This window comes from Caballeronia sp. LZ024, from assembly GCF_031451455.1.
Classification (GTDB): Bacteria; Pseudomonadota; Gammaproteobacteria; order Burkholderiales; family Burkholderiaceae; genus Caballeronia; species Caballeronia telluris.
Genome location: NZ_JARUXL010000001.1, coordinates 1,437,364 through 1,449,256, shown reverse-complemented (window position 1 = coordinate 1,449,256; position 11,893 = coordinate 1,437,364). Strand labels below are relative to the sequence as shown.

The 11,893-nt window shown below is 64.8% G+C and carries 10 protein-coding genes; 2 read left to right on the top strand and 8 right to left on the bottom strand.

The genetic code is table 11. The features are described from left to right. Positions 1–70 precede the first annotated feature (70 nt). The 8 genes from rseP to rpsB form a co-directional block, all read right to left on the bottom strand. Positions 71–1,444 (bottom strand): RIP metalloprotease RseP, encoded by a 1,374-nt coding sequence (gene rseP / locus QCE48_RS06640; protein WP_309785600.1) that lies wholly within the window; start codon positions 1,442–1,444, stop codon positions 71–73. Between the two features lie 7 nt (positions 1,445–1,451). Continuing rightward, positions 1,452–2,666, bottom strand: a complete 1,215-nt coding sequence (locus QCE48_RS06635) for a 1-deoxy-D-xylulose-5-phosphate reductoisomerase (RefSeq protein ID WP_309785601.1) — start codon at positions 2,664–2,666, stop codon at positions 1,452–1,454. A 22-nt stretch (positions 2,667–2,688) separates the two neighbouring features. Further along, entirely contained in the window at positions 2,689–3,501 is an 813-nt protein-coding gene (locus tag QCE48_RS06630; protein ID WP_309785602.1) for a phosphatidate cytidylyltransferase, read from the bottom strand. Then, positions 3,495–4,277 carry a polyprenyl diphosphate synthase gene (gene uppS, locus QCE48_RS06625; RefSeq protein WP_087630445.1) on the bottom strand — a complete coding sequence of 261 codons (783 nt, stop codon included), beginning with the start codon at positions 4,275–4,277 and terminating at the stop codon, positions 3,495–3,497. The genes QCE48_RS06630 and uppS overlap by 7 nt, the downstream gene beginning before the upstream one ends. A gap of 63 nt (positions 4,278–4,340) precedes the next feature. Continuing rightward, positions 4,341–4,901 carry a ribosome recycling factor gene (gene frr / locus QCE48_RS06620; RefSeq protein ID WP_309785603.1) on the bottom strand — a complete coding sequence of 187 codons (561 nt, stop codon included), beginning with the start codon at positions 4,899–4,901 and terminating at the stop codon, positions 4,341–4,343. Between the two features lie 86 nt (positions 4,902–4,987). Next, entirely contained in the window at positions 4,988–5,701 is a 714-nt protein-coding gene (pyrH, locus tag QCE48_RS06615; protein WP_309785604.1) for a UMP kinase, read from the bottom strand. A gap of 262 nt (positions 5,702–5,963) precedes the next feature. After that, the gene (gene tsf / locus QCE48_RS06610; protein ID WP_309785605.1) at positions 5,964–6,845 is read right to left on the bottom strand and encodes a translation elongation factor Ts; all 882 of its coding nucleotides are present in this window, start codon (positions 6,843–6,845) and stop codon (positions 5,964–5,966) included. A 184-nt stretch (positions 6,846–7,029) separates the two neighbouring features. Then, a complete protein-coding gene (rpsB, locus tag QCE48_RS06605; protein ID WP_309785606.1) occupies positions 7,030–7,782 on the bottom strand; it encodes a 30S ribosomal protein S2 in 753 nt (250 codons plus the stop codon). A 436-nt stretch (positions 7,783–8,218) separates the two neighbouring features. Here rpsB and map point away from each other — a divergent pair, with 436 nt between their 5' ends. After that, entirely contained in the window at positions 8,219–9,028 is an 810-nt protein-coding gene (map, locus tag QCE48_RS06600; protein WP_309785607.1) for a type I methionyl aminopeptidase, read from the top strand. Positions 9,029–9,244: 216 nt separating this feature from the next. Further along, complete coding sequence (locus tag QCE48_RS06595) at positions 9,245–11,830, top strand: [protein-PII] uridylyltransferase (protein WP_309785608.1); 2,586 nt, start codon at positions 9,245–9,247, stop codon at positions 11,828–11,830. Positions 11,831–11,893 lie beyond the last annotated feature (63 nt).

The following is an 11,893-nucleotide window of genomic DNA, read 5'->3' as shown; positions in this document are numbered from 1 at the left end:
TCCCCAGTGTTATAGCTGCATCAGTTCCGGCGGTCCCTCATGAGACGCCGCCAGACCTTGTGAAAATGGATCAAAAACGGATAAGGCGAGCCAGGTCGTTGAACAGTGCGATCATCGACAAAGCGACGATGCACACGAGGCCCGCCCGTTGCAGAACCAGCTGCCAGCGATCGGATACCGCCTTGCCGGTAATGGCTTCAACCAAATAATATAACAGATGACCACCGTCCAATACCGGAATCGGTAACAAGTTCAACACGCCGAGACTGATGCTGACGAGCGCCAGAAACGACACGAACGCAGACAACCCGAGCCGCGCGCTCTTGCCCGCGTAGTCGGCGATGGTCACCGGTCCCGAAAGGTTCTTGAGCGACGCCTCGCCGACGATCATCCGCCCGAACATGCGCAGCGAATACACGCTGATGTCCCAGGTGCGGTTCACGCCGAGGCGCAGGCTTTCGAGCGGCCCGTAACGCACGTCGACGCTCGGCAACTGGTTCGCGAGCGCCGCGCCGATGCGCCCCACGTCGCGGCCGGTTTCATCGTCGCGCTTTGCATCCGGCACGACCGTCACGGTCATGAGACGGCCGTCGCGTTCAAGCGTGAGCGTGACCGGCTTGCCCGCGTGGCCGCGCACGTAATCGATGAAACCCGTGGCGTTCTCGACCTTCCTGCCGTCGATCGCGCGCAGCGTGTCGCCCGCGTGCAGGCCGCTCTTTTGCGCAGCGCTGCCCGCTTCCAGACCCGCCACCGAGAGCGTGCCGCCGCCCGGCGCGAAGCCGAGCTTGTCCATAAAGTCCTGATCGGCGTCCGGGTCGCCGATGCCCGCGACATCGACGGGGAAGTCGAACGTGCCGTCGGGCGTCTTCGCGGTGAGCACCACGCTGCGGTGATCGAACGATGCATCGAGCAGCTTCCAGCGCAGGTCCGACCACGAGCGAATCGGATGCGCATCGCCGCCGGCCTGCGCATCGCGCATCGAGACGACGGTTTCGCCGCCTTCGAAGCCGGCCTGCGCGGCGGCCGTTTCGGCCGCCGGCGCCGAGACGATGGCAGCCGGTTCGGTCACGCCGCCCGCGAATACGGCCGAAAACAGCGCGATCGCGAGGATGAAGTTGGCGATGGGCCCCGCCGCGACGATCGCGATGCGCTTCAAGACGCTCTGCCGGTTGAATGCGCGCGGCAGATCCTCTGGCGCAATATCGCTGTCGGCTTCGCGCTCGTCGAGCATCTTCACGTAGCCGCCGAGCGGCAGCGCCGCGATCGTCCACTCGACGCCCGTCTTCTGGCTGACCCAGCGCACGAGCGGCTTGCCGAAGCCGACCGAAAAACGCAGCACCTTGACGCCGCACAGCCGCGCGACGCTGTAATGGCCGAATTCGTGGACGACGACGAGCACGCCTATCGCAACGACGAAGGCAACGATTTCGGTCAGGAAGTTCATGACGGCCTCAATGCGCGATGCGCTCGACGGGCGGATTGCTCGCTGGGCTCGATGTCAGCTTGTCGACGAAGCCGTTCGCGAGACGACGCGCGCTGGCGTCGGCGGCAAGGACATGATCGAGCGTGGCGGCGCTCGTGTTCGGCAGCGCGTCCAGCACGCGCCCGACCACCTCGGCGATCGCCATGAAGCCGATACGGCGGCCGAGAAACGCCTCGACGGCGATTTCGTTCGCCGCATTCAGCGCGGCGCTGGCGATGCCGCCGGCTTCCAGCGCCTCGATCGCGAGCGCGAGGCACGGGAAGCGTTCGAAGTCCGGCTTCTCGAACGTGAGCGAAGCGATCTGCGCGAGATCCAGTTGCGCGACGCCCGATTCCACGCGATCCGGGAACGCGAGCGCGTGCGCGATCGGCGTGCGCATGTCGGGATTGCCGAGTTGCGCGAGTACGGAGCCGTCGGCGTAGGACACCATCGAATGGATCACGCTCTGCGGGTGGATCAGCACCTCGATGCGCGAGCCCGGCAGGTCGAAGAGCCAGTGCGCCTCGATCACTTCGAGGCCCTTGTTCATCATCGTCGCGGAATCGACGGAGATCTTGCGGCCCATCGCCCAGTTCGGATGCTTGCAGGCTTCGTCGGGCGTGACGTTCACGAGCGACGACGGCTCGCGCGTGCGGAACGGGCCGCCCGACGCCGTCAGGATGATCTTCGACACGCCGCCGTGCATCGCGGCTTCACGCGGCAGGCACTGGAACACGGCGTTGTGCTCGCTGTCGACGGGCAAGAGCACCGCGCCGTTGTCGCGCACGGCGTCGATGAAAATCTGCCCCGACATCACGAGCGCTTCCTTGTTCGCGAGCAGGATGCGCTTGCCCGTGCGCGCGGCGGCGAGCGTGGGCGCAAGGCCCGCCGCGCCGACGATCGCGGCCACGACCGTGTCGCATTCCGACGCCGACGCCGCGTCGACGAGCGCTTTCTCGCCGTGCTGCACGTGCGTCTTGCAGCCGGCCGCGCGCAATTGCGCCTCCACGCGCGCGGCGGTGTCGGCATCGCCGACGACCGCGACGGCCGGTTGAAAGCGCAGGCACTGGGCGACGAGTTTGTCGCCGTTGCGATGAGCGGTGAGCGCGTGGACCGAGAAGCGGTCGGGATGCCGCGCCACGACGTCGAGCGTGCTTTCGCCGATCGAGCCCGTGGAGCCGAGCAAAGTCAGACGTTTTTGCATAAATCCTTCTTTAGCCGACGAATTAGCCGACAAGCAGCAGCGCGATCGGCAACACCGGCAACAGCGCGTCGATGCGGTCGAGCACGCCGCCGTGGCCCGGCAGGAGACCGCTCGAGTCCTTGACGCCGGCCTGGCGCTTCAAGAGCGATTCAAACAGATCGCCGATCACGCTAAACGCGACCAGCACGGTAAGCGCGGCTAGCGCCCGGACCCAGCCGAGATGCTCGACGAAGGCCGTGAACAGGGTCGGCGCGAAAGCGAGCGTAGCGGCGGCGATCGAACCGATCACGATCACCGCGACCCAGCCGCCGACGGCGCCTTCCCAGGTCTTGCCCGGGCTGATGGACGGCGCGAGCTTGTGGCGTCCGAGGGCTTTTCCGGCGAAGTATGCGCCTATGTCGGCGAGCCAGACGACTAGGAGAAGCGATAGCACGAACGCCACGCCGACGGTGCGGGCCGCGACGAGCGCGTGCCAGCAGGCCGCGAACACGACGACGCCCGCGAAAAGGAGGAACGAACGCCAGGCGCCCGCCGCGAGTTGCGGCTTGCGCAGGAGCGCGAACGGCCCCGCGAGCACCCAGAAGATCGCGGCCATCTGCAAGAGGCCCTTGGGAGCGACGCCCAGATACGTGCTCAGAACGAGCGCGAGCGCGCAAACGAGCGCATAGACGACCGGTCCGACGCCGCCGAGCTTCAGGAGCCGCGCCCATTCCCAGGCCGCGAACACCACGACGAACGCGATCAGCGCCCCGAACGCCCCGACCGGCGCGAACAGCGTGACCGGGACGAGTACCGCCAGCAGAACGATTGCCGTGATGACACGCGTCTTTAGCATGAAAGGGTGTCGGCCTTCTGGGATTGCGACGCGAGCTGCGCGCTCGTGCGGCCGAAGCGCCGCTCACGCTCGCCATACGATTCGATCGCGCGCGCAAGCGCTTCGGCGTCGAAATCCGGCCAGTAGGTATCGGTGAAATAGAACTCGGTGTAGGCGAGCTGCCACAGCAGGAAGTTGCTGATGCGCTGCTCGCCGCCCGTGCGGATGAAGAGATCCGGCTCCGGCGCGTAAGCCATCGCGAGGTGCTGCGCGAACGAATCCTCGTCGACTCGCACCGCCTCGCCCGCCGCCGCCGATTGCTCCGCAAGCTTACGGGTTGCTTGCATGATGTCCCAGCGACCGCCGTAGTTGGCGGCGATGGTCAGCGTGAGTCGCGTGTTGCGGGCGGTTTTGGTTTCGGCGCGCTGGATGAGCGCGCGGATGCGTTCGTCGAACATCGCGATGTCGCCGACGACGCGCAGGCGGATGCCGTTCGCATGCAGCTTGCCGATTTCGCGCTCCAGCGCCGTCACGAAAAGGCGCATCAGGAACGTGACTTCCTCGGTCGGCCGGCGCCAGTTTTCGGAACTGAAGGCGAACAGCGTCACGTACTCGACGCCGCGCCGGGCGCAGCTTTCGACGGTTGCGCGCACGGCATCGACGCCGCGCGTATGTCCGGCGACGCGCGGCAGGCGCCGCTCAGTCGCCCAACGGCCATTGCCGTCCATGATGATCGCGATATGGCGCGGAACAGCCGCGACATCGGGCACGCGAACGGTAGAGCTGGTATAGGTCATGGCCGCTGAATCTTATTATCGACAGAATGAAGCCAGCACGACTGGCAGGACCGCACGCGGTCTTTACACCGTCATGATCTCGGCTTCCTTCGACTGAACCAGCTTGTCGATTTCCGCGACGAATTTGTCGGTGAGCTTCTGGACGTCGTCGCCGGCGCGGCGCTCGTCGTCTTCCGAAATTTCCTTGTCCTTCACGAGCTTCTTCAGTTGCTCGTTGGCGTCGCGACGCAGGTTGCGCACGGCGATCTTGGCCGTCTCGCCTTCGCTCTTCACGACTTTCGTGAGTTCGCGGCGGCGTTCTTCGGTGAGCGCCGGCATCGGCACGCGGATCAGCTCGCCCTGCGTCGCCGGATTCAGGCCGAGATCCGAGTCGCGGATCGCCTTTTCGACGGCCGGCACCATCTTCTTTTCCCACGGCTGGACACCGATCGTGCGGGCATCGACGAGCGTCATGTTCGCCACTTGCGAAATGGGCACGTTCGAGCCGTAGTAATCGACCTGGATATGGTCAAGCAAGCCGGTGTGGGCGCGACCCGTGCGGATCTTCGCGAGGTCGGCCTTGAACGCCTCGATCGACCGCTGCATTTTCTGGTCGACGCCCTTTTTAATGTCAGCCACACTCATTTAAACCTCCAAACCTTGGGTTGCTGGCGATGCAGGCGAAAACGGCGCCAGCGTTCGAGCCGCGCCGCGCCCGGATACGCGAGAGTTTACACGTGGACGAGCGTGCCTTCGTCGTCGCCCTGGACGATGCGCTTCAACGCGCCCGCCTTGTTGATCGAAAACACGCGGATCGGCAGCTTCTGGTCGCGGCACAGCGCGAAAGCCGTCGCGTCCATCACCTGCAGATTGCGGCCAATTGCCTCGTCGAAGCTGATCGTGCTGTAGCGCGTCGCGTCCGGATCCTTCTTCGGGTCGGCGGAGTATACGCCGTCCACCTTGGTCGCCTTCAACACGACTTCCGCGCCGATCTCCGACCCGCGCAATGCGGCGGCCGTATCGGTCGTGAAGAACGGGTTGCCCGTGCCGGCCGCGAAAATCACCACTTTGCCCTCTTCGAGCTGGCGAATGGCGCGCGGACGGATATACGGCTCGACCACCTGGTCCATGCGCAGCGCGGACTGCACGCGTGCCTCGATGCCGGCGTGGCGCATGGCGTCCTGCAGCGCGAGCGCGTTCATCATCGTGGCGAGCATGCCCATGTAGTCGGCCGTCGCACGGTCCATGCCGGCCGCGCCGCCCGCGACGCCGCGAAAGATATTGCCGCCGCCGATCACGACCGCGAGCTGGGTGCCCATGCGCACCACTTCAGCCACATCCGCCACCATCCGTTCGATGGTTGCGCGATTGATGCCGAACGCATCGTCGCCCATGAGGGCTTCGCCGGAGAGCTTGAGGAGTACGCGTTTGTAGGCTGTGGGCATATGAGGTTCCGATCGCGCCGAGGAGGGTTGCAACAACGTAGAACTGTAGGGGTGAAACGACATTTACGGCAAGCGCGCCAAATTCGGGCATCACTCAGTGACTTAAGGGTTAACCCTTATACCACGATTGGGTGCCGAACTGACGCCTGGCAGACTGTCTTGGAACGGGCGGAACGAGTGTTCCGCCGTGTTTCCTGCGTGATGCGGATGCTGCCAGAGGCCGATGTCGCACGGCGAAACGACGCCCGCCGCGCGAAGGGACTTAGCCCTGCTTTGCTGCTGCGACTTGCGCGGCCACTTCGGCGGCGAAATCGTCCTGACGCTTCTCTATGCCTTCGCCGACGACGAACAGCGCGAACTTCTGCACCGATGCGCCCGCAGCCTTCAGCATCTGTTCGATCGTCTGCTTGTCGTTCTTCACGAACGGCTGGTTCAGCAGCGACACTTCCTTCAGATACTTCTGCACGCTGCCGTCGACCATCTTCGCGACGATTTCCGCCGGCTTGCCCGATTCGGCGGCCTTCTGCTCGGCGATGCTGCGTTCCTTCGCGATCAGGTCGGCGGGCACTTCGTCCGACGACAGCGACACCGGCTTCATCGCCGCGACGTGCATGGCGACATCACGGCCGACCTGCTCGTCTGAGCCCGAGAACTCGACGAGCACGCCGATGCGCGTGCCGTGCAGATACGAAGCCAACTTGTTGCTGGTTTCGAAGCGCACGAAACGGCGGATCGACAGGTTTTCGCCGATCTTGCCGACGAGCGCGAGACGCACGGCGTCGACCGTCGAGCTTTCGAGCGCCTGCGCGCCGAGCGCGGCGACGTCGGCCGGATTGGTCTTCGCCACGAGTTCGGCAATGGTCTTGCCGAACGCGAGGAAGTCGTCATTCTTCGCGACGAAGTCGGTTTCGCAGTTCAGTTCGACGAGCGCGCCCACGCCGCCTTCGACGTGCGCGGTCACGATGCCTTCAGCCGTCACGCGCGATGCCGCCTTGCTCGCCTTGTTGCCGAGCTTCACGCGCAGCAGCTCTTCGGCGCGCGCCATGTCGCCGTCGGCTTCCGTCAGCGCCTTCTTGCATTCCATCATCGGCGCGTCGGTCTTCGCGCGCAGTTCTGCCACCATGCTTGCGGTAATTGCCGCCATCATTCGCTCCTTGAGTCTGTTTGATACGTGCCGCCGGCTCGGTGCCCGCGACAGGAATTGGGTCACAGCGGGGTTTCAGCAATCACGGCGCCCGCGCACCGGCCGGATAATCGGCGCAAAAGAAATTCCGCTAAAAAAAAGGGGCCTTCAAGAAAGCCCCCTTTTTTGCCGGATACAGGGCTCGTTACGCCTCTGCGTTGACCTCGACGAACTCGTCGCCCTCGCCGCTGCGCGCGGCCTGGACCACTTCGTTCACCGCGTTCGCACGGCCTTCGAGGATCGCGTCGGCCATGCCTTGCGCGTACAGCGCAACGGCCTTGCTGGCGTCGTCGTTACCCGGGATCACGTAGTCGATGCCTTCCGGCGAGTGGTTCGTGTCGACCACGGCGATGACCGGAATGCCCAGCTTCTTCGCTTCCGTCACGGCAATCTTGTGATAGCCGACGTCGATCACGAAGATAGCGTCCGGAATGCCGCCCATGTCCTTCACGCCGCCGATCGACTTTTGCAGCTTCGCCATTTCGCGTTCGAACAGAAGCGCTTCCTTCTTGCTCATGCGCTCGGTTTCGCCCGATTCCAGCGCTGCCTCCATGTCCTTCAGGCGCTTGATCGAAATCTTCAGCGTCTTGAAGTTGGTCAGCATGCCGCCGAGCCAGCGCGCGTTGACGAACGGCATGCCGGCGCGTTGCGCTTCTTCCTGCACCGTGTCACGCGACTGGCGCTTCGTGCCGACAAAGAGGATCGTGCCGCGATTGGCTGCCAGCTGACGCACGTACTTCAGCGCGTCGTTGTAGAGCGGCAGCGTCTTTTCGAGGTTGATGATGTGAATCTTGTTGCGATGACCGAAGATATACGGGGCCATCTTCGGGTTCCAGAAGCGCGTTTGGTGACCGAAGTGGACACCGGCTTCCAGCATTTGACGCATGGTAACTGCCATGAAATTCTCCGCGAGGGTTGGGTCTTAAGCCGGCTGCCGCATCCTGCGCCCGTTTTTCTTTCCGGACGCCGGACACCCTGGGTGCGCCGGCTTGCGAATCAAGTCGAAAGCTGCCTCGGCAAACAGTCAGTTTTGACTATTCTGACGCACGCAGACTTCGTATCGACTTAGCCAAAGAGTATAGCACGCCATGATTACCTCGCTCAAGGCGCCCGGATGAGGGAAAACCGGGCCGCGCGCACCGGCCAGGACGTCGATCCTTGCAGCGGCGCGGCAGAGCGCGAAGACTGGAACTCCGCGCGGATCGCGCCAAAAAAGGAAGACCCCCTTCGGGAGGCCGGCGCGCGCCGGCCATCCCGATGCGGCGCACCGGCTAAGGTGCGATAATGCCGCTTTCGCGCGAAAGCGCCGCCTACACGATTTTTCCTGACAAGTCATGTCCATTACGCTGAAAAACGACCACGACATCGCAGAGATGCGCGTCGCCTGCCGGCTCGCCAGCGAGGTGCTCGATTTCATCACGCCGCACATCGTGGCGGGCGTGACCACCGGCGAACTCGACCGCCTCTGCCATGAATTCATGGTGAAGGAGCAGGGAACGGTCCCCGCGCCGCTGAACTACCAGCCGCCCGGCTACCCGCCCTATCCGAAGGCGACCTGCATTTCCGTGAACGACGTGATCTGTCACGGCATTCCGGGCGACAAGGCGCTGAAGAACGGCGACGCCCTGAATATCGACATCACGGTCGTCAAGAACGGCTATTTCGGCGATACGAGCCGCATGTTCGTCGTCGGCGAAGGCTCGATTCTGGCGAAACGGCTCGTGCAGACCACGTTCGACTGCATGTGGCTCGGCATCGATCAGGTGCGCCCCGGTGCGCGCCTCGGCGACATCGGCGCCGCGATCCAGAAGCATGCGGAGTCGCAGGGCTATAGCGTCGTGCGCGAATATTGCGGCCACGGCATCGGCCAGGTGTTCCACGAGGAGCCGCAGGTGCTCCACTACGGGCGCCCGGGCACGGGCATCGAACTGGAAGCCGGCATGATCTTCACCGTCGAGCCGATGATCAATGCCGGGCGCCGCGACATCCGCACGATGCCCGACCAGTGGACCGTGAAGACGCGCGACCGCAGTCTGTCGGCGCAGTGGGAGCATACGGTGCTCGTCACGCCGACGGGCTATGAAGTACTGACGATCTCGGCGGGAACGCAGGCGCCGTCGCAACTCATCGCCGCGACCGCGTAATACAGGCACGAGCGCGGGAATGCCGCGCGCAAAATACGACCGAATCCGATTCCGCGCCCCTTTCGAGGTAACGCATGACGAGTCCGAACAGCGATCCGCCGCATCCCGTGCCACCCGGCGCTCGCGCGGCCTGCAGAGCGCTCGCGCAGTCCGTCGGCAAGCGGACGTCCGACGCGGCCATCCGCCCATTCAACCGCTCCCTCCTCCTTTCCGCCCATGAGCGTTACTGCCGTCGCCCCGCCCTGTGACTCGCTGAAAACGGCTTTCAAATCGCAGAAGGCCGCGTTGCTCGAGCGCTTCCAGACCGCCTCGAACGTCGATTCGCTGATGCACGCCCTCGCCCGCGCCACCGACGACGCGTTGCGCGGCGCCTGGGACGCCTGCGAAATGCCGTCGTGGGCAGCGCTCGTGGCAGTCGGCGGCTACGGACGCGGCGAGCTCGCGCCCTATTCCGACGTCGACATCCTCGTGCTGCTGCCGGACCACAAGCCGGCCGATTCCGGCGACGCCGACCTCACCGCGCGCATCGAGCGCTTCATCGGCATGGCGTGGGACATCGGGCTCGACATCGGCAGCAGCGTGCGCTCGGTCGCGCAATGCATCGACGAAGCGAGTAACGACGTGACCGTGCTCACGTCGCTCCTGGAAGCGCGGCGCGTCTGGGGCGACACGCCGCTTTTCCAGGCGTTTCGCGAGCGCTACCAGCAGACGCTCGATCCGCGCGCGTTCTTCCAGGCGAAAGTGCTGGAAATGCGCCAGCGGCACGCAAAATTCCAGGACACGCCGTACAGCCTCGAACCGAACGTCAAGGAAAGCCCGGGCGGGCTGCGCGACCTGCAACTCATCCTGTGGATCTCGCGCGCGGCGGGCTTCGGCAGCAGCTGGCGCGAACTCGACCTGCGCGGCCTCATCACCGAACGCGAAGCGCGCGAACTGCGCCGCAACGAAGGCTTTTTGAAGACGCTGCGCGCGCGCCTGCACGTGATCGCGAAGCGTCGGCAGGACATTCTCGTGTTCGACCTGCAGACGCCGCTCGCCGAGAGCTTCGGCTTCCAGGCGACCGCGACCAAGCGCGCGAGCGAGCAGCTGATGCGCCGCTACTACTGGGCGGCGAAAGCGGTGACGCAACTCGCGACCATCCTGATCCAGAACGTCGAGGCGCAGCTGTTCCCGTCGACGAGCGGCGTCACGCGGGTGATTTCGGGACGCTTCGTCGAAAAGCAGGGCATGCTGGAAATCGCCCGCGACGACGTGTTCGAACGCGAACCGCACGCGATTCTCGAAGCGTTCCTGCTCTACGAACAGACGCGCGGCATCAAGGGCTTTTCGGCGCGCACGCTGCGCGCGATCTACAACGCGCGCGACCTGATGGACCGCGACTGGCGGCGCGATCCCGAAAACCGCCGGCTGTTCATGGAGATCCTGAAGCAGCCCGAAGGCATCACGCATGCGTTCCGGCTCATGAACCAGACGAGCGTGCTCGGGCGCTATCTGCTGAATTTCCGGCGCATCGTCGGACAGATGCAGCACGACCTGTATCACGTCTACACCGTCGACCAGCACATCCTGATGGTGCTGCGCAATCTCAGGCGCTTCGCGATCGCCGAGCATGCGCACGAGTATCCGTTCTGCAGCCAGATCATCGGCAACTTCGAGCGTCCGTGGGTGCTCTACGTGGCCGCGCTCTTTCACGACATCGCGAAGGGCCGCGGCGGCGATCACTCGACGCTCGGCATGGTCGACGCGCGGCGCTTCTGCCGCGAGCACGGCATCGGCCCCGAGGACAGCGCGCTGATCGTCTGGCTCGTCGAGCAGCATCTGACGATGAGCCAGGTCGCGCAGAAGCAGGACACGAGCGATCCTGAAGTGATCAAGCAGTTTGCCGCGCTCGTGAAAACCGAGCGGCGGCTGTCGGCGCTGTATCTTTTGACCGTCGCCGATATTCGCGGCACCAGCCCGAAGGTCTGGAACGCGTGGAAAGGCAAGCTGCTCGAAGACCTGTACCGCGCGACGCGCGCCGTGCTCGGCGGCGCCGAACCCGACGCGCATTCGGAACTGAAATCGCGCCAGGAAGAGGCGCTTGCGCTTCTGCGGCTCGAAACGGTCCCCGACAACGCGCAGCGCCGCTTGTGGGACCAGCTCGACGTCGGCTATTTCCTGCGTCACGACGCCGCCGATATCGCATGGCAGACGCGCGTGCTCTACAAGCACGTCGAGAGCGTCAAGCCGATCGTGCGCGCGCGGCCGTCGCCGATCGGCGCGGGCCTGCAGGTGCTCGTGTACGTGAAGGATCGCCCGGATCTTTTTGCCGCGATCTGCGGCTATTTCGACAAGAACGGCCTGTCCGTGCTCGACGCGCGCGTGAGCACGACGCGTCACGGCTACGCGCTCGACAACTTTCTGGTCGCGCATCCGGACCATGACGGGCATTATCGCGACATCGCGAATCTGGTCGAGGAGCAGCTTGGCACGCTGCTCACGGCCGAACGCATCTTGCCGGAGCCGTCGAAGGGACGGCTCTCGCGCCTCGTGCGCACTTTTCCGATCACACCGCGCGTGGACCTGCGTCCCGACGAGCGCGGCCAGTACTACATCCTGTCCGTGTCTGCGAACGACCGGCAGGGCCTCCTTTATTCGATCGCGCGGGTTCTGGCGCAACACCGGATCGGCGTGCAGGCGGCGCGGATCAACACGCTCGGCGAACGCGTCGAGGACGTGTTCCTGCTCGACGGCCGTGGCCTTTCCAGCAACCGGACCCAGATTCAGGTCGAAACCGAACTGCTGCGCGCGATCGCAGCCTGAGAAATTATGCGCGTCAAACTGACAGCCAAACATCCGCGCCCGGCGACGCCGGCGCGTTCCCCC

Excerpts from the sequence above, each read along its gene's own strand:
- rseP (WP_309785600.1), bottom strand. The coding sequence starts at position 1,444 with ATGAACTTCCTGACCGAAATCGTTGCCTTCGTCGTTGCGATAGGCGTG.
- QCE48_RS06635 (WP_309785601.1), bottom strand. The coding sequence starts at position 2,666 with ATGCAAAAACGTCTGACTTTGCTCGGCTCCACGGGCTCGATCGGCGAA.
- QCE48_RS06630 (WP_309785602.1), bottom strand. The coding sequence starts at position 3,501 with ATGCTAAAGACGCGTGTCATCACGGCAATCGTTCTGCTGGCGGTACTC.
- uppS (WP_087630445.1), bottom strand. The coding sequence starts at position 4,277 with ATGACCTATACCAGCTCTACCGTTCGCGTGCCCGATGTCGCGGCTGTT.
- frr (WP_309785603.1), bottom strand. The coding sequence starts at position 4,901 with ATGAGTGTGGCTGACATTAAAAAGGGCGTCGACCAGAAAATGCAGCGG.
- pyrH (WP_309785604.1), bottom strand. The coding sequence starts at position 5,701 with ATGCCCACAGCCTACAAACGCGTACTCCTCAAGCTCTCCGGCGAAGCC.
- tsf (WP_309785605.1), bottom strand. The coding sequence starts at position 6,845 with ATGGCGGCAATTACCGCAAGCATGGTGGCAGAACTGCGCGCGAAGACC.
- rpsB (WP_309785606.1), bottom strand. The coding sequence starts at position 7,782 with ATGGCAGTTACCATGCGTCAAATGCTGGAAGCCGGTGTCCACTTCGGT.
- map (WP_309785607.1), top strand. The coding sequence starts at position 8,219 with ATGTCCATTACGCTGAAAAACGACCACGACATCGCAGAGATGCGCGTC.
- QCE48_RS06595 (WP_309785608.1), top strand. The coding sequence starts at position 9,245 with ATGAGCGTTACTGCCGTCGCCCCGCCCTGTGACTCGCTGAAAACGGCT.